Annotated in this window: 21 protein-coding genes; 9 read left to right on the top strand and 12 right to left on the bottom strand. The window is 72.8% G+C overall.

The window, feature by feature from the left end:
- The first annotated feature begins 90 nt into the window (after positions 1-90).
- The 5 genes from ACZ4QV_RS12730 to ACZ4QV_RS12750 all read left to right on the top strand — a co-directional run bounded on the left by ACZ4QV_RS12730 (position 91) and on the right by ACZ4QV_RS12750 (position 6,616).
- Positions 91-393, top strand: a complete 303-nt coding sequence (locus ACZ4QV_RS12730; RefSeq protein WP_361147806.1) for a hypothetical protein — start codon at positions 91-93, stop codon at positions 391-393.
- Between the two features lie 420 nt (positions 394-813).
- A complete protein-coding gene (locus tag ACZ4QV_RS12735) occupies positions 814-2,223 on the top strand; it encodes a family 2B encapsulin nanocompartment shell protein (RefSeq protein ID WP_361147808.1) in 1,410 nt (469 codons plus the stop codon).
- 96 nt (positions 2,224-2,319) lie between these two features.
- Complete coding sequence (locus ACZ4QV_RS12740; RefSeq protein ID WP_361639713.1) at positions 2,320-3,738, top strand: family 2B encapsulin nanocompartment shell protein; 1,419 nt, start codon at positions 2,320-2,322, stop codon at positions 3,736-3,738.
- A 723-nt stretch (positions 3,739-4,461) separates the two neighbouring features.
- Entirely contained in the window at positions 4,462-5,004 is a 543-nt protein-coding gene (locus tag ACZ4QV_RS12745) for a COG1361 family protein (RefSeq protein ID WP_361147812.1), read from the top strand.
- Positions 5,005-5,380: 376 nt separating this feature from the next.
- Positions 5,381-6,616 (top strand): phosphodiester glycosidase family protein, encoded by a 1,236-nt coding sequence (locus tag ACZ4QV_RS12750; protein WP_361590129.1) that lies wholly within the window; start codon positions 5,381-5,383, stop codon positions 6,614-6,616.
- 33 nt (positions 6,617-6,649) lie between these two features.
- Here the strand turns inward: ACZ4QV_RS12750 and ACZ4QV_RS12755 are convergent, their stop codons facing one another.
- Positions 6,650-6,844, bottom strand: a complete 195-nt coding sequence (locus ACZ4QV_RS12755; protein ID WP_361147816.1) for a hypothetical protein — start codon at positions 6,842-6,844, stop codon at positions 6,650-6,652.
- Positions 6,845-7,160: 316 nt separating this feature from the next.
- Between ACZ4QV_RS12755 and ACZ4QV_RS12760 the strand changes: the two genes are divergently transcribed.
- A complete protein-coding gene (locus ACZ4QV_RS12760) occupies positions 7,161-7,931 on the top strand; it encodes a YwiC-like family protein (RefSeq protein WP_467762878.1) in 771 nt (256 codons plus the stop codon).
- 60 nt (positions 7,932-7,991) lie between these two features.
- Here the strand turns inward: ACZ4QV_RS12760 and ACZ4QV_RS12765 are convergent, their stop codons facing one another.
- From ACZ4QV_RS12765 to ACZ4QV_RS12780, 4 genes are all read right to left on the bottom strand, one after another.
- Positions 7,992-8,813 (bottom strand): ABC transporter ATP-binding protein, encoded by an 822-nt coding sequence (locus ACZ4QV_RS12765; RefSeq protein ID WP_361590136.1) that lies wholly within the window; start codon positions 8,811-8,813, stop codon positions 7,992-7,994.
- Positions 8,806-9,585, bottom strand: a complete 780-nt coding sequence (locus ACZ4QV_RS12770) for an ABC transporter permease (protein WP_467762919.1) — start codon at positions 9,583-9,585, stop codon at positions 8,806-8,808. The genes ACZ4QV_RS12765 and ACZ4QV_RS12770 overlap by 8 nt, the downstream gene beginning before the upstream one ends.
- A gap of 62 nt (positions 9,586-9,647) precedes the next feature.
- Entirely contained in the window at positions 9,648-10,457 is an 810-nt protein-coding gene (locus ACZ4QV_RS12775; RefSeq protein WP_467762879.1) for an ABC transporter permease, read from the bottom strand.
- On the bottom strand, positions 10,454-11,416 hold the full coding sequence (locus ACZ4QV_RS12780) for an ABC transporter substrate-binding protein (RefSeq protein ID WP_361147822.1): 963 nt from the start codon (positions 11,414-11,416) through the stop codon (positions 10,454-10,456). The genes ACZ4QV_RS12775 and ACZ4QV_RS12780 overlap by 4 nt, the downstream gene beginning before the upstream one ends.
- Before the next feature lie 235 nt (positions 11,417-11,651).
- On the opposite strand from ACZ4QV_RS12780, the gene ACZ4QV_RS12785 reads away from it, so the two are divergent.
- Positions 11,652-12,863: a L,D-transpeptidase gene (locus ACZ4QV_RS12785; RefSeq protein WP_467762880.1), complete on the top strand. Its 1,212-nt coding sequence runs from the start codon at positions 11,652-11,654 to the stop codon at positions 12,861-12,863.
- A 26-nt stretch (positions 12,864-12,889) separates the two neighbouring features.
- Positions 12,890-16,207 carry a bifunctional lysylphosphatidylglycerol synthetase/lysine--tRNA ligase LysX gene (gene lysX, locus ACZ4QV_RS12790; protein WP_361590139.1) on the top strand — a complete coding sequence of 1,106 codons (3,318 nt, stop codon included), beginning with the start codon at positions 12,890-12,892 and terminating at the stop codon, positions 16,205-16,207.
- Between the two features lie 79 nt (positions 16,208-16,286).
- On the opposite strand, the gene ACZ4QV_RS12795 is transcribed toward lysX, so the two are convergent.
- From ACZ4QV_RS12795 to ACZ4QV_RS12815, 5 genes are read right to left on the bottom strand one after another with little or no spacing between them, the layout of a single operon-like run.
- Positions 16,287-17,336 (bottom strand): 2-hydroxyacid dehydrogenase, encoded by a 1,050-nt coding sequence (locus tag ACZ4QV_RS12795; RefSeq protein WP_361882212.1) that lies wholly within the window; start codon positions 17,334-17,336, stop codon positions 16,287-16,289.
- A gap of 50 nt (positions 17,337-17,386) precedes the next feature.
- Complete coding sequence (locus ACZ4QV_RS12800) at positions 17,387-18,019, bottom strand: histidine phosphatase family protein (protein WP_361590142.1); 633 nt, start codon at positions 18,017-18,019, stop codon at positions 17,387-17,389.
- Positions 18,016-19,521, bottom strand: a complete 1,506-nt coding sequence (locus ACZ4QV_RS12805) for an FGGY-family carbohydrate kinase (protein ID WP_467762881.1) — start codon at positions 19,519-19,521, stop codon at positions 18,016-18,018. The genes ACZ4QV_RS12800 and ACZ4QV_RS12805 overlap by 4 nt, the downstream gene beginning before the upstream one ends.
- Entirely contained in the window at positions 19,514-21,103 is a 1,590-nt protein-coding gene (locus tag ACZ4QV_RS12810; protein WP_467762882.1) for an FGGY family carbohydrate kinase, read from the bottom strand. The genes ACZ4QV_RS12805 and ACZ4QV_RS12810 overlap by 8 nt, the downstream gene beginning before the upstream one ends.
- 13 nt (positions 21,104-21,116) lie before the next feature.
- A complete protein-coding gene (locus tag ACZ4QV_RS12815; RefSeq protein ID WP_361590150.1) occupies positions 21,117-22,460 on the bottom strand; it encodes an MFS transporter in 1,344 nt (447 codons plus the stop codon).
- A gap of 303 nt (positions 22,461-22,763) precedes the next feature.
- Between ACZ4QV_RS12815 and ACZ4QV_RS12820 the strand changes: the two genes are divergently transcribed.
- Positions 22,764-23,543: a DeoR/GlpR family DNA-binding transcription regulator gene (locus tag ACZ4QV_RS12820; RefSeq protein WP_361590212.1), complete on the top strand. Its 780-nt coding sequence runs from the start codon at positions 22,764-22,766 to the stop codon at positions 23,541-23,543.
- 72 nt (positions 23,544-23,615) lie between these two features.
- On the opposite strand, the gene ACZ4QV_RS12825 is transcribed toward ACZ4QV_RS12820, so the two are convergent.
- The gene (locus ACZ4QV_RS12825; protein WP_361147837.1) at positions 23,616-25,103 is read right to left on the bottom strand and encodes an aromatic amino acid ammonia-lyase; all 1,488 of its coding nucleotides are present in this window, start codon (positions 25,101-25,103) and stop codon (positions 23,616-23,618) included.
- 87 nt (positions 25,104-25,190) lie between these two features.
- A complete protein-coding gene (locus ACZ4QV_RS12830) occupies positions 25,191-25,706 on the bottom strand; it encodes a hypothetical protein (protein ID WP_361147839.1) in 516 nt (171 codons plus the stop codon).
- Positions 25,707-25,761 lie beyond the last annotated feature (55 nt).

Consider the following 25,761-nt stretch of genomic DNA (forward strand, 5'->3'; position numbering starts at 1 on the left):
CGGGCAAGCGGCCGCCGGAAATCCGCATCCGGAAAGCGGATTCGGACGGCGCCGTACCGCGAGCGCGGATGTTGTGATGGGGTGCCGGGCATGAGCATCTTTGTTCGTGCCCGGTTCGATGTCAGCGACCGCCGGCAGGACGGCACCGAGCGGAGTGCCACCGCTCTCCACGAGGCGGCCGGTCCGGAGCCGTGCGGCCCGACCTACCGCTGGTTCACCCTCCCCGCGCCCGGTGCCTACCTGGTGTTGGAGGAGTACGCCGATCCGGCCGCACCCGCGGCACCTCAGGAGCAGGCCGCCGGGCTGCTGACGAGCCTGGGCCGGTGCGCCGACATGGCGTTCGCCGAGATGTACGGGCCGCTCGGGGCCGGCCGGCCGGACGTCGCCGGCTGAGGCCCGCTCGGTCCACAGGGCCGACGAGCGCGGTCCCCGGCCGGTCGCACGCGGTACGACGACCGTGGCGCACCCTTACGGCCTCGATCCGGCCGCGGTGCGACTCGGCCGGTCCCGCACGGCCGCCTCGGGCCGCTTTCCTGCCGGGGAACGTTCCGCTCCGTCACCGCGTCGGCTTTCCGCCGTCACCGCGCCTTCCGCTGCCGCTGCGACGGAATCACCCCGGCACACTTTCCACCGACGGATTCCACTAAACCTGTCCATCTCCCTTATTTTTCATGCCACTCTTTTGAGTGATTGCCCAGATTAAAACAACACGTCTATGTTCAGTGCGGCGAGCGGCTCGGACCTCGTCTCACGGAACGGCCGTGGCTCCGGCCGCCGTCCGATTGTCAACTTCCCTAGATTGGTGGCGAAGCCGTGACGGTTACCGACGAGACAATTCCCGGCCCCGGAGGCGAGACACAGAATTCCAGCCTGACGACGGGCGCGGCACGCAACCTGGCGACGACCACCAAGACCGTCCCGCAGATGCAGGGCATCTCCTCGCGCTGGCTGCTGCGGCTGCTGCCCTGGGTGCAGGTCTCGGGCGGCACGTACCGCGTCAACCGGCGGCTGACCTACACCGTCGGCGACGGGCGCGTCGACTTCGCCGTCTCCGGCACCGAAGTATCGATCATCCCCGACGAACTCCGCGAACTTCCCGCCCTGCGCGACTTCACCGACAGCGAGGTGCTCGGCGCGCTCGGCGAGCGCTTCGTCCAGCACGAGTACGCACCCGGCGACGTGATCGCCGCGGCGGGCACGCCGGCCGACCGCCTGGTGCTCGTCGCCCACGGCCGGGTGGACCGGATCGGCGCCGGCAAATACGGCGACGAAACGGTTCTGGGCGCCCTGGCCGGGGGCGACCACCTCGGCGACGAGCTGCTCACCGACACCGCCGCGTCCTGGCAGTACACCTACCGCGCGGTGACCCGGGTGACCGTCATGGCACTGCCCCGGCAGGCCGCGCAGGAGGTCACGGACGGCTCCCCGCGGCTGCGCGAACACCTCGCGGCGGCCGGGACGGACACCGCGCCGCCGCGCAACGCCAGCGGCGAGTCGGCCATCGAGGTCGCCTCCGGCCACCACGGCGAACCGCGGGTACCCGGCACCTTCGCCGACTACGAACTCACACCGCGCGAGTACGAGCTGAGCGTCGCACAGACGGTGCTGCGGGCCCACACGCGGGTCGGCGACCTGTACAGCGACCCGATGAACCAGGTCGAGGAACAGCTTCGGCTGACCATCCAGGCGCTGCGCGAGCGCCAGGAACACGAGATGGTCAACAACCGCGAGTTCGGCCTGCTGCACAACGCCGACCTCACCCAGCGCGTCCGTACCCGCAGCGGCCCGCCCACCCCTGACGACCTGGACGAGCTGCTCGCGACGGTCTGGAAGGACCCGGCCTTCCTGCTCGCCCACCCCAAGGCCATCTCCGCCTTCGGCCGGCAGTGCAGCGCCCGCGGCCTGTACCCGACGGCGGTCGACTTCATGGGGCACTCGCTGCCCTCCTGGCGCGGCGTGCCCATCTTCCCGTGCAACAAGATTCCGGTCACCGCCGACGGCACCAGCTCCTTTCTGGTGATGCGCACCGGCGAGGAGAAGCAGGGTGTCGTCGGCCTGCACCAGACGGGAATTCCCGACGAATACGAACCGGGCCTCTCGGTCCGCTTCATGGGCGTCAACGACCAGGCGATCGCCAACTACCTGGTGAGCACCTACTACTCCGCCGCTGTCCTCGTGCCGGACGCGCTGGGAATTCTGGAAGACGTACAGACCGGCCAATGAACCACCGCGTTTCAGCCATGGCAAACCATTGAAGAAGCGTTTGCCGAGAAATGACGCACGACGCCGCACGACCGACAGGAACAGGTGAGACCCCCCATGACCACACCGGCGGACCCGACGTCCGGACCCGGCGCCACCCCGGACACCGACCAGGCGCGCACCAGCCTGGCGACAGCCGCGGCACGCAATCTGGCCACCACGACCAAGACCGTGCCGCAGATGCAGGGGATCTCCTCCCGCTGGCTGCTGCGCGTCCTGCCCTGGGTGCAGGTCTCCGGCGGTACGTACCGCGTCAACCGGCGCCTGACCCACACCCTCGGGGACGGCCGGGTCGAGTTCACCAGCACCGGTTCCGACGTCCGGGTCATCCCCGCGGAGCTGCGGGAGCTGCCGCCGCTGCGCGACTTCGACGACCCGTCGGTGCTGGAGGCGCTGGCCGACCGGTTCGTCCAGGAGGAGCACGCGCCCGGCGACGTACTGGCCGAGCGGGGAGCGCCGGCCGACCGGGTCGTGCTGATCGCGCACGGCAAGCTGAACCGGATCGGCGCCGGCAAGTACGGTGACGAAACGGTCCTGGGCGTGCTCGCGGACGGCGACCACCTGGGCGAGGCGGCGCTGCTGTCGCCGGACGCGACCTGGGAGCACTCGGTACGGGCCGTGACACGGGTGACCGTACTGACGCTGCCCCGCAGCGAGTACGAACAGCTCGCGGACCGCTCCCCCGCGCTGCGCGACCACCTGGAGCGCTTCCGCACGGCCCAGGTCCCGCCGCAGAACAAGCACGGCGAGGCGGCCATCGACGTCACCTCGGGCCATGCCGGCGAGCCCGCGCTGCCGGGCACCTTCGTCGACTACGAGCTGGCGCCGCGGGAGTACGAACTGAGCGTCGCGCAGACCGTGCTGAAGATCCACACCCGGGTCGCCGACCTCTACAACGACCCGATGAACCAACTGGACCAGCAGTTGCGGCTGACCATCGAGGCGCTGCGCGAGCGCCAGGAGCACGAGATGGTCAACAACCGCGAGTTCGGCCTGCTGCACAACGCCGACCTCAAGCAGCGCATCCACACCCGCAGCGGCCCGCCCACCCCCGACGACCTGGACGAACTGATCTCGCGGCGCCGCAAGACCCAGTACCTGCTGGCGCACCCGCGCACCATCGCGGCGATCGGCCGGGAGTGGAACGCCCGCGGCATCTACCCCACCGGCATGGAGATCGGCGGCACGGCCGTCCGCGCCTGGCGCGGCATCCCGCTGCTGCCGTGCAACAAGATCCCGATCAATCCCGACCAGACCAGCTCGGTCATCGCCATGCGGGTGGGCGAGGAGAACCAGGGCGTGGTGGGGCTGCACCAGACGGGTATCCCGGACGAGTACCAGCCCGGCCTGTCGGTCCGCTTCATGGGGATCAACGAACAGGCGGTCATCAACTACCTGGTCAGCGCCTACTATTCGGCGGCCGTACTGGTGCCGGACGCGCTGGGCGTCCTGGAGGACGTGGAGATCGGGCACTAGGCCGCACGCCACCCGCCGGCACCGGCCCGCGCCCCAGCCGGCAACAGACCGCGCCTCGGGCCGGCCGGACCGCAGCTCCGGCCGGCCGCCGCCCGCTGCTCCCGCACCCATGGCCGATGGCGCCGGAGCAGCGGGCGGAGCGCGTGTGCCTCCAGCCGGGCCGCGCCGGTGCGGCCCGGCTTCGCGGACCGCTCCGCGACCCGTGCACCGGGGCGGGAACCATGCTGTACCGCGGGCCGTTGACCATGTGTCGGCAGTGGCTGCGGGGCCTGCGGCGCCCTGAGCCGCGTCGTGCGCCGCCCCGGGGCGGCTGCTTCACGCCAGGCCGGGCGTCGCCGGGCGCGTACCGGTACGCGGACACGGCCTGGCCGGAAACGGGACACGGCAGCCGCTCGACGCCGCCGCGGTCCGCGGGCGCGCGGACACCGGCGCCTCCGACGGGCCATCACGCGCCGCCGCACGCGCCCGCCCTACCGCTGCCTCTCCGCCCGGCCGTACCCGCCGGCCTCTCTCGGCGCGCCGCCCGACGGACCTCGCCGGGCGGCTCACGGTCCTCGCGACGACCGGAAGGAACCGGGCGGCCCTCTGCACCCGATTCCGGCCGCTTCGCGCAATTCCGGCCGCGTGGAGTCCATTTGGGAGGTGGCCCGACCTTTTCGGTCGAAAGAACAGGTTCTCCCGGAACCACCCCGAAGAGCGGATCACGCCTTACGCTCCCTGGTCATGCGCAGAACAATGAGCAGCTTCAGCAGGGCCGGTCTCGCCGCCCTCCTCGCCCTCGTCGTCTCCGTCCTCGGCCTGGCCGGCGCCTCCCCGGCGTCCGCCGCCGACACCCCGACGCTCGCCTTCACCGTGGACAAGACGCAGGCCACCCCCGGCTCGGACGTCACCGTGACCATGACGTTCACCAACACCGGCACCGCCGACGTGCGGTTCGTGTGGCAGTCGTTCCAGCCCACGTGGGAGACCTCGTCCGCGAGCGGCCTGAAGTACACCTGGAAGACCTGTACTGCCGACCCCGGCGTGACCTGCACCGCCGGCCAGGGCGCCTCCTACGCCGTGCCGATCGCCCCCGGCGCCACCCGTACGGTCACCATGACCTACACCATCGGCGCCGACTCCTCCTGCGGCTACCCGGACGTCGCCTTCTACTCCTACATCTACACCGAGTTCGCCGGTGGCCAGCCCGCCAAGGACGGCACCTACTTCACCCCCGCCACCCGCGTGATCTGCCCGGCCACTCCCCCGGCGGGCGCACAGGCCTGACCGGGCCGCACCACCCGCGCGTTCCGCACGGCAGGACCGCCTTCCCTCAAGGGCACCGCACCGGCGCGGCCCCGCACGCGTTCCGTCCCCTTCCGTCCCCGTCAGCTTCCCGCTCCGCCGGTCCAGGGCCGTGGCCACGCCCCTGGAGCGGTGGAGCGGTTCCTGCGTCCGGGGGACAGAGGGAACAGAGATGACACGAGGTACGCAAGTGGCGAAGGCGCACACCACGTGTCCCGGCCACGCAGGCGGGCCCACGCACCCGGGTGGCGGAGGCGACACGACGGCCGTACGGCGGTTGTACGGTTTTCCGACACCTCCGGGCCATAGTGGGCTCCTCGTACCCGTGAGACCGTTACCGCGACGTCTGGGGGGGAACGTGAAGAATCGATTCGTTCGTGCACGGGCGGTGCTGACGGCGCTCACGGCGTGGGGCGTGCTGGCCGGGAGCGGAGTGGCCTCCGGGGCCACCGCGCAGGACGGCGCCGCCCGGTCGGGACGCGCGGTCCGCGTCGCGCCCGGAGTGACGTACCGCGCCTTCGACATCGCGGTGGGACGCGGCACCGCGCACGGCCACCTTCTGACGGTGGATCTGACCGACCGGCGTGTCGCGGTGGACCTGCTGTACCCCGGCGTGGTCGGCGCGCGGGCCCCGGTCTCCCGGCTGGCCGACGCGCGGTCCGCGGTGGCCGCCGTCAACGCGGACTTCTTCAACATCAGCGAGACCCAGCATCCCGGTGTGGAGACGACCGGCGCCCCCGTGGGCCCGGCCATCGCCTCCGGGCGGCATCTCAAAGCGGCGGTGCCCGACGGCCAGCGCTTCGGCCCCGCCCTGCCGCCCGGGACGAACACCGAGGACGTCATCGGCGTGGGCTTCGACCGCCGCGCGCGGCTGGACCGGCTGTCCCTGCGCGGCGCCGTCCTGACCTCGACGGGCGCGCTCCCCCTGAAGGGCCTGAACCAGTACGCGCTGCCGGTGAACGGCATCGGCGCGTTCACGTCCCGGTGGGGCCCCACGTCGCGGATCCGGGCGACCTGTGGCACGGACACCGACCGGGCCGCGCCGTGCAGCACGGAGACGTACGAGCTGACGGTCCGGCAGGGCCGGGTGACGGAAGCCGCGCGGGTGCCCGGCCGGGGCGGCATCCCCCGCGGGACGACGACGCTGGTCGGCCGGGAGGAGGGCGCCCGGCAACTGCGCAAGCTGCACGTCGGCGACCGGGTACGGGTCGGGCACGCCCTGACCGGGAGACGGCCCGCACCGCTGCGCTTCGCCGTCGGCGGCTTCCCGATCGTCCGCGGCGACGAGCCGCTGGCCGGCCTGGACACCGTCACCCCGGCCGTACGGACCGCCGCCGGCGTCGGCGCGGGCGGGCACCGGCTGTTGCTGCTGACCCTGGACGGCGCACCGGGGCGGGCCGGGATGACGGTACGCGAACTGGCCGACCTCATGGACCGGCTGGGCTCCCGGGAAGCCGTCAACCTGGACGGCGGCGGCTCCTCGACATGCGTCACGCGCGAGCCGGGCAGTCCCGGCTCGACCGTGCGCAACCATCCGTCGGCGGGCGCGGAACGACCGGTCCCGAACGCCATCGGCGTGTTCACCCGGGGGTGAGAGCCGGCGGCTCCGGGCCGCACGGCGGCGCGCTCAGGGGCGGACGCTGCTGACCACGTCCGCCGCGCCGGACAGCCCGTTGTGGATGTCGGGCGCCAGGCTGCTGCCCGCCAGATAGAAACCGAGCAGCATACAGACGAGGGCGTGCGTGAATTTCAGCCGTCCGCTGCGCAGGAAGACGATGGTCAGCACGACGAGCAGCACGACGATCGAGATCGAAACAGCCACGACAGAACCTCCTCACCCCGCCGCCCGAACGGACGACAACGGCCGCCAGTGTGGCCCATTCCGCCGCTTTTCCCGCGTCTTCGCGGGTGCGCCATACAGGTGATCACTACGGGTCACCGGCAGGAGTGGGCGCGACCGGCCGCATTTCCCGGGCCGGGCCGGGCGGAAAACCAGGAGGGGTTCCGGGAGCGGGAAGCCGGACGGAAAGGGCCGGCGAGGCCGGGGACGTACGGAAAGGGACCGCCCCGCCGCGCGGGACCTTGGTCCCGGACCTCCGGCCGCCCGAACCGGCTTGCACACCGCCTATGTTCGTGGGATGAGCACATCGCCGGGACGGCGCGCCCTCCGCCGCTGGATACCGAACCAGCACGGCGCCTGGGCCATGCTCGTCGTGCCCTTTCTGGCGGGGGCGCTGCTGGGCGGGTTCGACGGGTGGCACGCCGTCCTGCTGCCCGCGTGGCTGCTGGCCTACTGCGCCGCGTTCCACGCCCAGCAATTCGTCCGGCTGCGCCGCCTGTCCCGTAATCCACGGGCGCCGCGCCGCCATCTCGCACCGCTCACCGGATTCGGCGCGACTTTCGCCGTATGTGCCGTACCGCTCGCGGTGACGCATCCCTGGCTGCTGATCGCGGTTTGTTGCGCGGCGCCCTTCTTCGCGGTGAACATCGGTTACGCGTACCACAACAAGGAACGCGCGACAGTCAACGGAATCGCGGCCGTGGTGCCCGCCTGCGGAATGCTGCTGGTGTCGTACCGGCTGGGCAGTGGCACCGTCGATTCCGGTGCCTGGCAGGCCGCCGCGGCCTGTCTGCTGTATTTCACCGGGACCGTGCTTTACGTGAAAACGATGATTCGCGAGCGCGGGAGCGAGACCTTCCGCGTGGCGTCGGCCGTCTATCACGGGCTCGCGGTGGTGGCCGCCGTCTCGCTGGACCCGTGGCTGGCGGTGCCTTTCGTGCTGTTCTTCGTACGGGCGATGGCGCTGCCCACGCGCCGGATACGGATCGCGGTGGTCGGTGCCGTGGAGGTGCTGTGCTCGGTGCTGCTGCTGGCCTTCGTCGTGTGCGGCCGGCTGTTTGCCTGCTGAGGGCGGGCGGTCCGTCCGGGGCCTTGCCGAGAGCCCACGGTCCGGGTTGCCCGCCGGGCCCTACGGCCCTGACTGCTCCGCCGCCCGGACCGGAGCGTCCTGATCCACCCCTGCCGCCCCGCCGTTCTTCGCCTGCTTGATCTGGGCGTAGACATGGGCGCGCAGCTCGGCGAAGCGCGGGGCGGAGCGGGTGGTGATCTGGTCGCGGGCGGCCGGCAGGTCGATCGGGAGGTCCTCTTGGACGACGGTGGGCGCCGAGGACAGGACGATCACCCGCCGCCCCAGGTACACCGCCTCGTCGATGTCGTGGGTGACCAGCAGCGTCGTCACTCCCAGCCGTCGCCACAGGGTGAGCAGCAGGTCCTCCAGCTCCGCCCGGGTCTGTGCGTCGACGGCGGCGAACGGCTCGTCCATCAGGAGGACCTGCGGCTCGTACGCGATGGCGCGGGCGATGGCGACGCGCTGCTGCATGCCGCCGGAGAGCTGCCACGGGTGGGCCGCCGCGGCGCCCGCGAGGCCGACGGCGGACAGGGCCTCCTCGACCAGTTCGCGGCGGCGTGGCGCGGGCACCTTCTTCTCGCGCAGCGGAAGTTCGACGTTCTTGCGCACGGTCATCCAGGGGAAGAGGCTGCGCCCGTACTCCTGGAAGACGACGGCCATGCCGGGCGGCGGGCCGGTGACGCGGCGGCCCGCGACCCGCACCTCGCCGGTGGTCGGCGACAGCAGCCCGGCGAGGCACTTGAGCAGGGTCGTCTTGCCGCAGCCGGAGGGCCCCACGACGCACACCAGGTCGCCGTCGGCCACCCGGAAGTCGATCTTCCGTAGCGCCTCGACACCGCCACGCCCCTCGTAGACCTTGCCCAGCCCGGTGATCTCAAGCATGCCGTCCCCGCTCCTCGCCGCGCGCCAAGTGCCACGCCAGTATGCGGCGTTCGACGGCCCGGAAGGCGACCGAGAGACCGAATCCGAGCAGTCCGAGGACGACGATGCCGCTCCACATCTCCGGTATGGCGAAGCCCCGCTGGAAGAGGACGACGGTGTGGCCGAGGCCGGAGGTGCTGGCGAACATCTCCCCGATGACCATGAGGATGATGCCGATCGACAGGGCCTGCCGCAGGCCCGCCATGATCTGCGGGCCGGCGGCGGGCAGCACGAGGTGGCGCAGCCGGGCGGCCCCGCGCAGCCCGAAGCAGCGGCCGGTGTCGTCGAGCACCTCGTCCACGGCGCGGACGCCCTCGACGGTGTTGAGCAGCACGGGCCACACACAGCCGGAGACGATGACCAGGACCTTCATCGCGGTGTCCAGTCCCGCGAGCAGCATGATGAGCGGGACGAGGACGGGCGGCGGTACGGCGCGGAAGAACTCCAGTACGGGTTCGGCGGCGGCCCGCAGGGTGCGCGAGGAGCCTATGGCGACGCCGAGGCCGACGCCCAGCAGGCCCGCGAGGGCGTAGCCGGTGAGCAGCCGGCCCACGCTGGGCAGGACGTCCTCGGTGATCCGCGCCGAGAACCACACCTTCGCGAAGGCGGTGGCGACCCGGCCGGGTGTCGGCAGGTAGAAGGTGGGGCTGGCGGAGCTGTAGGCCCACCAGCCGAGGATCAGCAGGACCGGCAGGCCCAGGACGCGCAGCAGGCGCAGGCCCACGCGCCGCAGCGGCCCGGCAGGACGCTCGCGCGCCGCGCTCCCCCCCTCGTCCCGCCCCGTACGCGCCGTGCTCACCGTGCCGCCTCGCCCCGCACGGACGGGTGCCAGGCGAGCACCCGGCGCTCCACGGCCCGTACCGCCGTGTTCACGGTGACCCCGACCAGCCCGGCCAGCACGATCAGCGCGTAGACCTCGGTGACCGCGCCGCCGGACTGGGCGAGCTGGATGCGCAGCCCCAGCCCGGGGCTGCCGATGACCAGTTCGGCGGTGACGGCGAGGATGAAGGCCACCGCGGCGGCCAGCCGCAGGCCGGTCAGCACGTACGGCAGGGCCGTCGGCCACACGAGGTGGCGCAGGTGGGCCCAGCGGCCGAGGCGGTAGCTGCGGGCGGTCTCGCGGGCGACCGGGTCCACGTCGGCGACGCCGTACAGCACCTGGATGAGCACCTGCCAGAAGGAGGCGTAGACGACGAGGAGGAGGGTGGATCCGGTCTCGGCGCCGAAGAGGAGGGTGGCCAGCGGGATCAGGGCCACGGACGGGATGGGCCGCAAGAACTCGATGGTCGAGGCGGTGGCGGCGCGCAGCCCCGGTACGGCGTCGATGAGGACGCCGAGGGCGACGGCCAGGCAGCAGGCGATGGCGAGGCCGAGCGCCCAGGAGCGCAGGGTCTCGCCGAGCGCGGTCCACAGGGTCGCGTCGCCCAGTTCGGTGGCGAGGCGGCGCAGGACGGCGGTGGCGGGCGGCAGGTGGCGGGGGTCGACGAGGCCGAGCCGGGGCACCGCCTCGGCCACGGCGAAGAGACAGGCCAGGCCCACGAGGCCGAGACCGGCGGCGCGTGGCGCGCTCAGCGGCGCCCCGGCGCGTGCGCCTCGGCGGGTCACGGCAGCAGCGCGCCGACGTCGGCGGGCCGTGAGAGGACACCGTCCTTGCGGGCGAAGTCGGCGATGGCCTGCACGGACGGGCGGTTGATCTCGGTGGGCCACTTGGGCAGCACGATCCGCCGGATGACCGCGGGCGGGATCCTGGTGTATTTGCCGAGTTCCTCGCGTACCGCCTCGGGGTGCGCCCGGGCGTGCGCCAGCGCCCGGTTGATCGCGGCGGTGAAGCGCTTGACCAGGTCCGGTTTCTCGCGGAGCAGTTTCTCGCTGGTGAAGTACATGGCGACGGTGAGGTTGTCGGTGGCTTCGGCGAAGGGCCAGCACACCTCGTGGGCGCCCTGGTCGATGGCCTGCGTCTGGAAGGGCTCCACGGTCCAGATGGCGTCCACCCGCCCGGCGGCGAGGGCGGCGGGCATGTCGGTGAGCGGGATCTCGGTGAATTCCAGCTTCTCGGGGTCGCCGCCGGCCCGGCGCACGGCGGCGCGGATCGTGGTGTCGCCGATGTTCTTCAGCTGGTTGACGGCGATCTTGTGGCCGGGCAGGTCCTTGGCCGACTTGATGGCGCTGCCCTTGGGCACGAGGACGGCGCTGTAGTCCTTGCCGGGGCCGGTCTGCCCGGTGGAGGCCACCCCGCCGGCCACCGCCTTCAGGGGCAGCCCCTGCTCACGGGCGGTGAGCAGGGTGGTGGTGTTGCTGAAGCCGAAATCGAACTGGCCGCTGACGACCCCGGAGGAGCTGTACGCGCCGCCCTGGACTGCCGTGATCTTCGCGTCGATGCCCTGCTCGGCGAAGAACCCGAGCGACCGGGCGAGGTGGACCGGTGCGGTGTCGACGATGGAGAGCGCGCCGATCTCGATGCGGTCCCGGCCGTCGCCGCCCGGTCCGGATCCGTCGTTCCCGCACGCCGTGAGGGTGAGGAGAAGTGCTGCTGCTGCCGCCGCGGCGGCCCGTAAGCGATACACGCGGGAACCGTAGGGGCGGGCGGTGCCGTCGTCAACGGTGCAGGGGCGACGGGTCGGGAGGGAGCCGGCGAGGCGGCACAGCGCAGACGCGGACCACGGACCACGCCGGCGTGCGGGCGCGACGCCCGCCGGTGGCGTGATGTGTCGTGTATCACGTCACGCACCGCAACGAAATACCGGTGGTTCGCGTCTTAGCGGCCGACATCCGCCGGACCGCTGCACAGAAAGCCCTTAGATGACCCCTGCCCCCGTCCCGCACCGCCGCCGCACGCCGCGCCGTGCGCGGGCCGTGCTGGCCCTGGTGCCCCTGTTCGGCATCGGTGCGCTGACCGCCTGCGGAGGCCCCGCGGCGTCCGCGTCCAAGGGCGCTCCGGTACGGGTGTCGCTGAGCGCGGCCAACGGTGTGAAGACGGTGCAGGCCGGGGACAAGCTTCAGGTCAGCGCGGAGGGCGGCCACCTGGTCAAGGTCGTCGTGACCGACCCGAAGGGCCGTCGGCTGGCCGGCGGGCTGGGCGACGGCGGCCGGGTGTGGACCTCCCACGAGCCGACCGTCCCGGACACCAGGTACTCGGTCGCGGCCGAGGCCCGGAACGCGCAGGGCGGCACGAACACGGTCAAGGAGTCGCTGACCACCGCCCAGGCCGACAAGCTGAACAAGCTCGTGCTGAGCCCCGGCTCGCAGGGCGCCACCGTCGGCGTGGCGCAGCCCGTCTCGATCACCTTCGACTTCCCGGTGACCGACAAGGCCGCCGTGGAGCGGCACCTGAAGGTCACCACCGACAACGGCACGACCGGTACGTGGGGCTGGGTCAAGGACTTCTCCGGCAAGGACCGGGTGGACTGGCGGCCGAAGGAGTACTGGCGGCCGGGCACCAAGGTCGGGCTGCGCGCCGGTCTGAACGGCGTGGACTCCGGCGGCGGCCGCTACTTCGCCAAGGACTACGACCTGAACTTCACCATCGGCGACAGCCATGTGATCACGGTCGACCTGGACAGCAAGCGCCTGACGTTCACCGAGAACGGAAAGGAGGTGAAGAACATCCCCTTCTCCGCCGGCCGGCCGGACCCGCGGCACTCCACCTGGACAGGCATCTTCCCGCTCATGGCGAAGGAGGGCACGATCACCATGAACTCCGGGACCGTGGGGCTGGGCGACGCGTACGAGAAGACGGTCCGCGACGCCATGAAGCTCACCAGCTCCGGCACCTACGCGCACGCGGCGCCGTGGAACGCCGGCAAGGTGGGCCGGGTGAACGACAGTTCCGGCTGCATCGGGCTGACCGACGCCGACGCCGACTGGCTTTACTCCAAGGTCCGCGTCGGTGACCCGTTCGAGGTCACCGGTTCCTCCGAACGAGGGAGGGCGGCCGAGAACAACGGACTCGGGGACTGGATGGTCGACTGGCCCCAGTGGCAGAAGAAGAGCGCCCTTCCATCGAGCAGCTGACCCCTTACAGAGCCTAGTGTGACGGAATGAGCACCGTGCAGGACCAGGACCAAATAACGGCGTGGGCGCGTTTTCGCCGCCGCGTGCCCAACGGCTTTGCCATCTTCTTCAGCCTTCTGGGGCTGTTCTGCGCCGTCACGGCGCTGATCGGGCCGCTGCGACGCGCCCTCAAACCGGTCATCCAATGGCTGGACACCCTGACCATCGTGGTCGAACCGAACCTCGCGTACGCGGTCTTCCTCTCCCTGCTGGCCGCGGCCCTGACCGCGCGCAAACGGGTCGCCCTGTGGTTCGCCGTCGTCTACATGGTGCTGGTGACCCTGACCGACGCGATCTTCGTGATCGACGGCTACCCGGAGTACTACTTCTCCCTGGTGCTGTGCACGGCCGCGCTGGTCCTGCTGCTGGTCGCGCGCCGCGAGTTCTACGCGATCACCCGCCGCGGCGCGTTCTGGCGCGCCGCCGGGGTGCTGGTCGCGGGCCTGGTCGTCTCGATCCTCGTCGGCTGGGGCCTGGTGTCGCTGTTCCCGGGCAGCCTGGAGCGCGGCGCCGACAGCCGGCTGCTGTGGGCGGCCGACCGGGTCTGCGGCGGTCTGCTCAGCAACCACCAGTTCCACGGCCACCCGCCGCACTGGATCATCTTCCTGCTCGGCCTGTTCGGCGCGGTGGCGCTGCTGAACGCGGCCCGGGTGCTCTTCCGGTCGCAGCGCATGGAGGCCGCGCTCCACGGTGACGAGGAGACCCGTATCCGGGCGCTGCTGGCCCGTTACGGCGGCCGGGACTCGCTCGGCTACTTCGCCACCCGCCGGGACAAGGCCGTGGTCTTCTCCCCCAGCGGCAAGGCCGCCGTCACCTACCGTGTGGAGGCCGGCGTCTGCCTGGCCAGCGGTGACCCGGTCGGTGACCGCGAGGCGTGGGGCCCGGCCATCGAGGAGTGGCTCAAGGTCGCCGGACGCTACGGCTGGCAGCCCGCCGTCATGGGCGCCAGCGAGGACGGCGCCAAGGCGTTCGCGCGCAGCGGTCTGAGCGCGCTGCAGCTCGGCGACGAGGCGATCCTGCACGTCAAGGACTTCGACCTGGACGGCCGCGAGATGCGGGTGACGCGCCAGGCCGTCAACCGCGTCGAGCGCACCGGCGCCACCTTCCGGGTCCGCCGGCACTCCGAGCTGTCCGACGCGGAGATGCAGGAGGTCATCCACCGGGCGGACGCCTGGCGCGACACCGAGACCGAGCGCGGCTTCTCGATGGCGCTGGACCGGCTCGGCGACCCCGAGGACGGCGACTGCCTGCTGGCCGAGGCGTTCGACGGCGACGGCAACATGATGGCCCTGCTGTCGTTCGTCCCGTGGGGCAAGGACGGCATCTCGCTGGACGTGATGCGCCGCGACCGCAGCGCGCCCAACGGCGTGATGGAGTACATGGTCGCCCAGTTGTGCGCGCACGCCGGACAGATCGGTGTCCGCCGGATCTCGCTGAACTTCGCGGTCTTCCGCTCCGCCTTCGAGGAGGGCGCCCGGATCGGCGCCGGTCCGGTGCTGAAGGTGTGGCGCAAGCTGCTGCTGTTCTTCTCCAAGTGGTGGCAGCTGGAAGCGCTGTACCGCTCCAACGCCAAGTACGCGCCCGAGTGGTACCCGCGCTTCCTGTGCTACGCGGACACCGGCGCCCTGGCCCGTATCGGCCTGGCCTCCGGCATCGCCGAGGGCTTCGTGGCCGTACCGAGCCTGGGCAAGCTGTGGGGCAAGGGCCACAAGAAGCGGGTGCTCGCCCCCGCCAGCACCGCCGACCTGCCGTCCCTGGACGAGCTGGGCCTGGTGGAGAAGCCCCCGGCGAGCGAGGAGGAGCTGCGCGAGCGGGAGCTGGCGGCGCTGCCGGAGCAGGTCCGCATCCGGCACCGCAAGCTGGAGCGGCTGCGTACGGAGGGCACCGACCCGTACCCGGTCGGTGTGGAGCGCACCCACACGCTCGGTGCCGTCCGCGAGGAGCACCCGGACCTGGAGTCCGGTACGCACACCGGCAAGGTCGTACGGATCGCCGGCCGGGTGCTGCTCACCCGTGACCACGGCGGTGTGCTGTTCGCCGTGCTGCGCGACTGGTCGGGCGACCTCCAGATCGCGCTGACCCGTGAGGGCACCGGCGCCGAGGAGCTGGCGCGGTTCGCCGGCGACATCGACCTGGGCGACCACATCGAGGCCGAGGGCGAGGTCGGCGCGAGCGACCGCGGTGAGCTGACGGTCTTCGTCACCCACTGGCGGCTGACGGCCAAGTGCCTGCGTCCGCTGCCCGACAAGCGGCGCGGCCTGACCGACCCGGAGGCCAAGGTCCGCCAGCGCTACGTGGACCTGGTCGTCTCGCCGGACTCGCGGGACAACCTGCGGGCCCGCAGCACCGCGGTGCAGGCGCTGCGCCAGGGCCTGATCGAGCGCGGCTACCTCGAAGTCGAGACGCCGATGCTCCAGCAGATCCACGGCGGCGCCAACGCGCGTCCCTTCCAGACCCACATCAACGCCTACGACCTCGATCTGTACCTGCGCATCGCGCCCGAGCTGTACCTGAAGCGGCTGTGCGTGGGCGGTATGGAGAAGGTCTTCGAGATGGGACGCACGTTCCGCAACGAGGGCATCTCCTACAAGCACAACCCCGAGTTCACGATGCTGGAGGCGTACCAGGCGTTCGCCGACTACGACGTGATGCTCGACCTGACCCGCGAGCTGATCCAGGGCGCCGCCGTCTCCGCCTTCGGCAGCGCCACCGCCCGCAAGGCGGACGCGAACGGCAAGCTCGTCGAGCACGACATCTCGGGCATCTGGCCGGTCAAGACGGTGTACGGCGCGATCTCCGAGGCGCTGGGCGAGGAGGTCGACGCGGACACGAATCCGGACGTGCTGCGCCGCCTGTGCCAGCGGTCCGGGGTGCCGGTGAAGCCCGAGATGGGCCGCGGTGACGTCGTCCTGGAGATGTACGAGCGGCTGGTCGAGGAGAAGACCACGCTGCCCACCTTCTACAAGGACTTCCCCACCGACGTCTCGCCGCTGACCCGCCAGCACCGCAAGGACCCGCGGCTCGCCGAGCGCTGGGACCTGGTCGCCTTCGGCACGGAGCTGGGCACCGCCTACTCCGAGCTGACCGACCCGGTCGAGCAGCGCCGCCGGCTGACCGCCCAGTCGCTGCTGGCGGCGGGCGGCGACCCGGAGGCGATGGAACTGGACGAGGACTTCCTCCAGGCCCTCGAATACGCCATGCCGCCGACCGGTGGTCTGGGCATCGGCGTGGACCGGCTGGTCATGTTCCTCACCGGTCTGTCGATCCGCGAGACGCTGCCGTTCCCGCTGGTCCGGCGCCGGTAGGCACCTACGGATGAAGGGCCGTCCCCACCTGGGGGCGGCCCTTCGTCGTACCGGGGGGCTCGTACCGGAAGGGCCCGGGTCAGCCGCCCAGCACCGCCGGATTGGCGCAGTGCGCGAGCGGCTCCCCGCGCAGGAAGCGGGCGGCCTCGGCGGCGACGATGCGGGCCGCCCTGTGCGCGACCTGGCGGCTGCCGCCCGCGATGTGCGGGGTCAGTACGACGCCGGGCGCGGCGAGCAGGCGGGAGCCCGCCGGGACCGGCTCCTCGGGGAAGACGTCGAAGCCGGCGCCCCTGAGCTGCCCGGACTCCAGCGCGTCGCAGACCGCGTCGTAGTCCACGAGGGCGCCACGGGCGCAGTTGACCAGGACCGAGCCGTGCGGCATGGCGGCGAGCTGCGCACGGCCGATCATGCCGCGGGTCTCCTCGGTGAGACGGGCGTGCAGGGAGACGATGCGGGAGCGGCGCAGCAGGTCGTCCAGGCCGACCTGTTCGGCGACGCCGGCCAGTGCCTCGGGGGCGGCGTACGGGTCGTGGACGAGGACGTGCGCGCCCATGGCGGCCAGCACCTTGGCGACCCGGCTGCCGATCGCCCCGTACCCGACCAGGCCCACGGTGGCGCCCTCGATCTCGATGCCGCACATGTCGTAGTCGTAGTAGTCACCGCGCCAGATGCCCTGGCGCAGGTCGGTGTGGGTGTCGCCGACGCCGCGGGCGGCGGCGAGGAGCAGGGTCAGGGTGTGCTCGGCGGTGGCGGTGGCGTTGCGGCCGGGGGCGTAGCAGACGGCGACGCCGTGCCGGGTGGCGGCGTCCAGGTTGGCGTTGACCGGCCCGCCGCGGCCGACGCAGAACAGTTCCAGGTCCGGGCAGTGGGCCAGGATGCGCTCGGTGAGGGCGGCGTGTTCGGTGACGCAGATCCGGACGCCCTGGAGCGCCTCGATGAGCTGGTCCTCCGTACCGGACGCCTCGTCGACCTCGGCGACCTTGCCGAGCGGGGTGTGCGGCCAGGGCAGTCGCAGCTCCCGGATCTGCCCGGCGGTCACCGTGCCGCCGGTGGCCTCGGTGACCGCCTCGGTGAGCAGGCTCGGGAGGATGAAGTGGTTGCCGGCGGCGAGGACGGTGGGGCTGCTCATGGGGGTGTTTCTCCTGGGTGTGCGATGTCGGCGTACGTACGGACGGCGGGTCAGCGCGGAGCGGTGGCGACCGGCGCAGGCGTGGCGGGGGCGTTGAGACGCAGCAGTGCGGCCCGGCCGTCCCGGAGGCGCAGTTCGGTCAGTGCGCCGTTGAGGAGTTGCGGGAAGACCCGCCGGTAGTCAGTGAGCGGGATGCCCAGCAGGTGGCAGAGGAGGACCCGGACGAGGGTGGAGTGGGCGACGACCAGGACCCGGCCGTCCGGGTGGGCGCGGGCGATGTCGGCGAGGCAGTCGGCGGCGCGCAGGGCGGCGGCGCGGGGGTCCTCGCCCCCGGGCAGGTGGTGGCCGACCGGGTCGGCGAGGAACGCCTCCAGCGCGTCCGGGAAGCGGCGGCGCATCTCGGCCTTGGTCAGGCCCTCACCGCGGCCGAAGTCCACTTCGTAGAGGCGTGCGTCGACGTGCGGGGTCAGGCCGCAGGCCGCGGCGGCGGGCGCTGCGGTGCGCCGGGCGCGGGACAGCGGGGAGCACCAGACGGCGTCCAGGCGGGCGGTGGCGGCCCAGTCGGCGAGGGCCGCCGCCTGCTCCTCACCGCGTCCGGTCAGTGCCACGTCGGTGAGGCCGGCGTAGCGGTTCTCGGCATGCCATTCGGTCTCGCCGTGGCGTACGAGGATGAGGTCGGTCACGGTGCGGCCCTCCTGCGGGCGTGGTCGGCCATGGTCTGGTCGAGCCAGCCACGGCGGGTCAGTTCGTCGAGGAAGCGGAGGTAGGCGGGGAGCAGGCGGGCGGTACGGGCCGGGTCGGGCGTGACCGGCGCGCCGGTGCGGACCATGGCGGCGGCGGCCTCCTGGAGGGAGACGCCGCCGGAGGTGGCGGCGAGCACGGCCATGCCGAGCGCGCCTTCGGCCTGTTCGGGCAGGTGGACGGGGCGGCCGAGCAGGTCGGCGCGGAGCTGCGACCAGTAGGCGTTGCGGGCGCCGCCGCCGGTGAAGGTGAGCGGTCCGTCGACGGGCGCGCCGAGGTGGTCGAGATAGTCGAAGCAGAGGCGTTCGACGCAGGCGACGCCGAGCAGGCAGGCGTGGAACTCCTGGGCGCGGGTGGGGACATCGCCGAGGGTGAACGGTTCGGCGTCGGGCGCGCGGAAGGGGAAGCGCTCGCCGCCCGCCGACACGAGGGGGTAGGTGACCGCGTCCCAGTCCCGGCCTTCGCGCGCGGCCTGTGCGGTGAGCGCGTCGAGGTCGTCGCCGTGCTCCGGGGTGAAGTGCCGGGCGAGGACGCCCGCGCCGGAGCTGGAGGCGCCGCCGGGCAGCCAGTTCCCGTCCGGTCCGCGGTGGCAGTAGACGACGCCGTGCGGATCGCGGATCAGGTGCGGGCTGGTGCCCTTGAGGACGAGGGTGGTGCCGAGCACGGCGTTCCAGGCGCCGGGGGCGAGGGCGCCGGCGCCGATCTGGGCGGCGCAGCCGTCGGTCATCCCGGCGACGACGGTGGTGCCTTCGGGAATGCCGGTGGCCGCGGCGGCCGCCGCGCAGACCGTGCCGAGGACGGTTCCGGGCCGTACGACCTGCGGCAGGACCCGTTCGGGCACACCGAGCCGGGTGAGTTCGGCGGCAGGCCAGCGCTCCTCCGTGAGGTGGTAGCCGGTCTTGAGGGCGTGGCTGGCGTCGGACGGGACCTGGTGGCCGGTCAGCCGCCAGGTGACGAGGTCGGGCTGGTGCAGCAGCCGGGCCCGCTCGCCGAGGCCGGGGTCCTGTCGTAGCAGCCAGAGCAGTTTGGGCAGGGCCCAGGAGGGCTGCATGGTGCGGTAGCCGAGGTCCTGCCACACCCCTCCCCCGGCCTCGTTGACGGCTTCCGCCTGGTCGGCGGCGCGCCCGTCGTCGTACATGAGGCCGGGGGTGAGCGGGGTGCCGTCGGCGTCGGCGAGGAGGACCGTACCGGAGGTGGCGTCGAGCGCCAGGCCACGCACCCGGGCCGGGTCGATTCCGGCGAGGGCCGCGCGGCAGGCGGCGGACAGGGCGCTCCACCACTGCTCGGGGTCCTGCTCGTGGCGCCTGCCGTCGCGGTGGCTGGTCAGCGGCCGGGAGGCGGCGGCGAGCAGTTGTCCGGTCCCGTCGACGGCGACGCAGCGGGCGCTCTGCGTGCCGAGGTCGAGGCCGAGCCAGACGGCGTCGGCGGTCAGGGCGTCAGACACGGTGGGGGGCTCCTCGGTCGGGGTGTCCGGGTGGTGCGGGTATGGGGTGCGGCCGGTCGGGGACCCGGTCGGTGCGGTGAGTGCTCCGGCCGGATCCGGGACGCCAGCCCGCCTCGCGGGCGAGGTCGCGCCAGTGCAGGAAGTCCGCGTACAGCTCGGCGTACCGGGCGGTGCGCTCCGGGTCGGGCTCCCAGCTCGTCCGCATCCGTACGTACTTGGTGGCGGCGCTGTGCATGCTGGACTCGGCCCCGGACAGCACCAGGCCGGTGAGGAAGGCGCCCTTGGCGCCGAGTTCGGTGTCGCCGGAGCGGGCGGTCGGTACGCCCGTCGCGTCCGCGATGAGCGCGCACCACGCGTCGCTGTTGGCGCCGCCGCCGCACAGGCGCAGTTCGGTGACGTGCGTGCGGGAGGCGGCCAGCGAGTCACGGAGGACGAGCGAGAGGCCGTCGAAGACCGCGCGGGCCAGGTCGGCGCGGGTGTGTTCCAGGGACAGGCCCCAGAATCCGCCGCGGGCGTGTCCGTCGAGGAACGGGGCCCGCTCGCCCGCCGGGGAGAGGTACGGCAGGAACATCAGGCCGTTCGCGCCCGGCTCGGACTCGAAGGCGAGCCGCGACAGTTCCGGCGGTCCGGACAGGTGCAGGGTGCGGGCGGCCCAGCCGAGCACCTCGGCGCCGTTGAGGGTCGGGAAGGCGCGCAGGACGCGCTCGCGGCCGCGGTAGGCGATGGTGATGCCGGACGGTTCGCCGGTGGTGTCCACGGTCGTACGGACGATCTCGGTGCACAGGGTGGTGCCGAGGATGCTGCACGCCTGGCCGGGGTTGACCACGCCGACGCCGCGCGCGGTGGCGGCGATGTCGTACGGGGCCATGACGACCGGGAGGCCGGCGGGCAGTCCGAGCTGTCCGGCCGCCTCGGCGGTGATCTCGGCGATCCGCTCGTGCTCGCCGAGCACCTTCGGCAGCAGCCGCTCGTACGCGGTCAGGCCGAAGAGGCCGATCAGGTACGGGTCGTACGCGCCGGTGGCGTGGTCGAGGAAGGGCGCCGAGGCGTCCGACTCGTCGACGGCCACGACGCCGGTCAGCCGCAGGAAGAGCCAGCCCGCCGCGGTGAGCGAGGCGTGCGAGCGGGCGAGCCGGTCCGGGTCGTGCCCGGCCAGCCACGCGAAGATCGCGTTGGGCATTCCGGCGCAGGTCAGCGAGCCGTTGCGGCGGAACGCGGCCGCCAGGACGCCGTCCCGCTGCCACTGGCCGACGAGGTCGCCCGCCCGGCCGTCGGACCACAGGATCGCGGGTCCGGTGGGGCGGCCGCGGTCGTCGACGAGCCAGGCGCCGTCACCCTGGGCGGTGAAGGAGACCAGCCATACGGGGTCGGCCGGGCCGGGGCGGCCGGCGAGTTCGGACAGGGCGTTGCGGACGGTGCAGACGACGGCGTTCCAGACGGCGTCCATGTCCTGTTCGGCGCGGCCCGGGTGCGGGCGGAGCACTTCGGTGGCGAGCCGGGAGACCGCGATCTCGCGGCCCCGGTCGTCGAAGACCACGGACTTGATCATCGTGGTGCCGACGTCGATGGTCAGTACGGACATCAGGTGCGTCCTCTCACGCCGGTGCGGAGGCGGACGGCGCGGCGGGCGCGGCGGCGGTGGCCGCGCCGGCCGGCGCCGTGTCCGGCTCGTCCGGCAGCTTCAGGAAGACGGTGAGCACGGTACTGACCGCGTACATCCCCGCGAAGATCCAGACCACCCCTTCGACGCCGAACGGTCCGGCGAAGACCGCGACGACGGCCGGGCCGACGAAGGTGCTGGCGCCCGCGCCCAGGTTGAGCGCCGCCAGTGCCTGGCCCTGGTGGCGCGGCTCCAGCGAGGGCATCAGTGCCGAAATCGGGACGTACCCTGCCAGCGTAGCGCCGTAGAACGCGGCGACCACCAGGGCGAGGCCGAAGTGGGCGCCCGCCGCCTGCGGTACGTAGAACAGCAGCAGGGTGCTGACGGTGCAGCCCGCGCCGCCGCACCAGGCGATGGTCCGGCGCCAGCCGAACCGGTCGCCGATCATCCCGCACAGCAGATTCGCGACGATGTTGGTCGCGAACATCGCGCTGAGCAGGTGCAGCCACTGGGTGAGGCTGAAGCCGACGGTCCGGGTGAAGTGCACCGGCAGGATGACGAAGAACCCGAACTGCGAGGCCGTGTTGACGGTCCGTACGAGCGCGCCGGTGCCGACCCGGGGGTTGCGCCACAGGATCGTGACGCTGCCGAGCAGGGTGGCCAGCGGGCCGTCACCCTCGGAGCGTGGCCGCGGGCCGCCGCGGTCGTCGCGGACCAGCAGCAGCGCGATCAGTCCGCCGACGGCGACCAGTACGAGGGCGGCCCACAGGGTGGCGTACGCGCCGATGTGCGGGATGAGGCCACTGGCGACCAGCGAGCCGAGGGTGGGCAGGCCGCCGGTGAACGCGAACCAGAACCAGCCCATGGCGGTGCTGAGCCGCGCCCGCGGCGCGACCCCGGCGATCCAGACGAGGAACCCGTACGCGAACAGCGGATAGCCCAGGCCGCGCAGGCCGTAGCCCAGCATCATCAGGGGATAGCTGCCCAGCGGTACGGCCACGGCGAGGAAGACGGCCTGGAAGGCGCCCCAGATGGCGAGGCCGGTCCACATGACGCGGCGCGGGCCCCACAGTTCGGACAGCACACCGGAGAGCCAGGCGGCGACGCCCGCCGCGATGCCGTAGACGGTGAACAGCAGCGCCACCCGGGGCTCCGGGACCCCCTGGTCGATCAGGTACGGCGAGAGATAACCGGACTCGACACCGTCGCCGATCATGAACAGCAGCAGGCCCAGATAGCCCCAGGCCAGGGTCGGCGGTATGCCCAGGCGGACGGCCGCCCGGGCGATCGGCGGGCGCGGGAGAGGGCTCGGGAAAGGGCTCGGGAGAGGGTTCTTCATCGAATCTCCCCTTTCTACGGCGGCAGGCGGCGGCAGGGGGCCTGCGGAGCGGACGGAGCCGATGCAACAGTCCGGCCGAAACCAGCGTCAATGGTGGCCGGAAATCTTCGCACCAGGCCGGTGGCCTGCCGTGTTGCGTCCCGCCGGAGCCGCCGGTGCGGGCCGTGCCCGTCGCGCGCGCCACGTTAAATCCGTGCGAACATAACGCGGCGAATTCACACGGCGTACGGTGAACGCCGCGCGCCACGGCATCCCGTACGGCCATCCCGTCCGCCCTCCCGTACGGCACAGGAAGTGAGCACCATGGACCGGCTCGAAGCCCAGGAGGAGCGGCGCCGCCGCCTGCGGGAGACCGTCATCGCCCGCGGTTTCGTCCGCACCTCGGACCTGGCCGAGGAGTACGGCGTCAGCCTGATGACCGCCCACCGCGACCTGGACGCCCTCCAGGCGCAGGGCTGGCTGCGCAAGGTGCGCGGCGGGGCGACCGGCCTGCCGTCGGCGCAGTTCCACGGGAGCGTGGCCGACCGGATGGCGGTGATGGCACCGGCCAAGCAGGCCCTGGCGCGGGCCGCGGCGACCCTGCTCGTGCCCGGCCAGACCGTCATGCTCGACGACAGCACCACCTGTCTGCTGCTGGCGCACCGGTTCGCCGGGCACGCGCCGCTGACCGTCATCACCAACTCGCTGCCGGCCGTCACCACGCTCGCCAAGGAGCCCGGTATCTCGCTGATCACGCTGGGCGGCGCCTACTTCCCGGCGTACGACGCGTTCATGGGCCCGCACACGGCGGACTCGGTACGGGCCTTCCGCGCCGATGTGCTGTTCCTGTCGACCACCGCCGTCACCAACGGCCGCTGCTACCACACCTCGCCGGAGACGGTGCAGGTCAAACGGGCGATGATGGAGAGCGCGGCGCGGCGGGTGCTGGTCGCCGACCACACCAAGTTCACCAAGGGCGGCCTGTACGCGCTGGCGCCGCTGACCGACTTCGACCTGCTGATCGTGGACGACGGGCTGCCGGCGGCGGAGATCCGGGCCGTACGGACGGGGGGCACCGAGGTGATGGTGGTGCCGCGGCCCTGAGGGCGCGGGCGGGCGGCCGCGGTGCCCGGCGCGGCGGTCCCGGCCTCCGCACCGGCGGGTACCGCCGCCGGGTCAGCACGTGCGGTCGAGCACGTCGGCGGCCTCGCGTACGGACACCGCCCACGGCCGGTCCGGCGCCACGGTCGGCTCCAGGGCGTCCAGGAGGCGGACGCAGGCGTCGGCGGTGGGGCGCCGGGTGCCGACCTGGACGGCCTGGCGCAGGGCGACGGCGAGCGATCCGTGCAGCAGGCGCAGCGTCCTGGCCTGCCGGAGCGCGGTGAACGCGGCCTGGGTGCCGAACGGGACGATGTCCTGGTTGTGCCAGTTGGTGGGGACGCTCTGCATGGCGGCGGGGGTGGCGGCCCGGCGCATCGCGACCACCAGGGACGTCGCGGCGAGCTGGATGCCCTGGACGCCGTGGTCGCGCCCGGGGTTCTCGGCGAGCATCGGGTTGAGGCCGCCGTTGCGGCGCGGGTCGATCAGCAGATCGAGCTGGCGTTCGGCGAGGTTGGCGAGCTGGGCGGCGGTGATGGACATCAGGTCGGCGACGAAGGCGACCTGCTGGCCGAAGAAGTTGCCGCCGTGGGCGACGACGTCGCGCTCGGGGAAGAAGAGCGGGTTGTCGCTGATGCCGTTGAGGTCGTCGGTGACGACCTGACGGGCGTGGCGCAGGCTGGTCGCCGCGGCGCCGAGGATGTGCGGCGCACAGCGCAGCGTGTAGGGCTCCTGGAGGGCGCGGGTGCCGCTCGGCTCGTGGCCGACGAGTTGTTTGCGCAGGTCGTCGGCGCGTTCGGCGGTGTCCTCGTGGCCCAGTGCCTCGAAGATCTCGGGGGCCGTGAAGTCGGGGCGGCAGCCGAGGACGCCGGCGAGCAGGGCGGTCAGCGCGGTGCCGGCGGCCACCGAGCGGTGCAGTTGGGCCAGCGCCAGGCCGGCGCCGGCCGCGGTCACGGAGGTGCCGTTGACCAGGCCGAGCGCGTCCCGGCCGGTCAGTTCCACGGGGCGCAGCCCGGCTTCGGCGAGGGCGCGGGCGGCGGGCATACGGGTGGTGCCGAGGTAGGCGTCGCCGCGCCCCTGGAGGGACCGGATGGCGTGTGCCAGGGGCGCGAGGTCACCGCTGGCGCCGACCGATCCGTACTCGGGCATCACCGGCGCGAAGGACGTGCCGAGCATCGCCACGAGGGCGTCCACGGCGGGGGGTGCCACGCCGGAGTGGCCTCTGGCCAGGCTCCACAGGCGGGTGAGCAGGGTGGCCCTGGCGACCGGCGGTTCCAGGTCGGGGCCCTGGCCGACTTCGAGGTGGGTGAGCACGTTCTCGCACTGGTCCGCGCCCTCGTCCTGGCCCGCGTAGACGACGAGGGGGCCGAAGCCGGTGGTGGTGCCGTAGATCTCGCGGCCCTCGCCGATGCAGGTGCCGAGGTAGTCGTGGCAGCGGGCGACGGCCGCGCGGGAGGCGTCATCGAGCCGGACGGTGACGGGACCGGCGGCGGATTCCAGTGTCTCGGGGGTCAGGACCGAGGGGAACCGCAGCTCGGCCGTGGAGGGCCGCATGGTGGTGGGCATCGCTTTCCTTGAGGGGGGATGGCGGCGTGGCGCGGTGGGGGACGCGGCCACGGTGACGGACGAGGGCGGGGCGGCCGGTACGGGCGGTCAGGTCCGGCCGGTGGTGAACAGGTGGGCCCATGCCGAGCCGGGCGACCGCGGGCTGTCGCCGGGGTCGGCGGCGATGGCCAGGGCCTGGTCGGCGTCGCCCGTGGCGATGACGCGCGCGGCGGTGGTGCGGGCCGCGGCCAGCGGGTCGCCGATGGCGAGCGTGGCGACGAGCGGGCCGGTCAGGCCCCATACGGCGCTCAGATGGCCGAGCGCCGTGGAGGGCACGTTCTGGAACAGCAGGGGTTTGGGCACCTGCCGCTGTCCGGCCACCGCGTCGTCGATGGCGGTCTGGGTGACCACGTCGCCGCGGGTGGCCGCGAGCACGAGCGCGGTGCGCGCGCCGAGCGCCGGGGGCAGCGGGGGTGTGCCGTACCGGTCGGCGAGGCAGCGTTCGCCGACGGCCACCAGCAGGGGCGCGAAGGCGGACGTGTCGAAGCGCGGGACCTCCGGCAGGCACGCCGCCGGGTCGTCCGGCGGCGGCCACTGGGCCCGGGTCTCAACGATCAGTTCCATGGCGTCCTCATCGGGCTCTTCCCGCACAGGTGTCGTCGTACGGCACGGGGTGGTC

Source organism: Streptomyces sp. NPDC026394, from assembly GCF_055567735.1.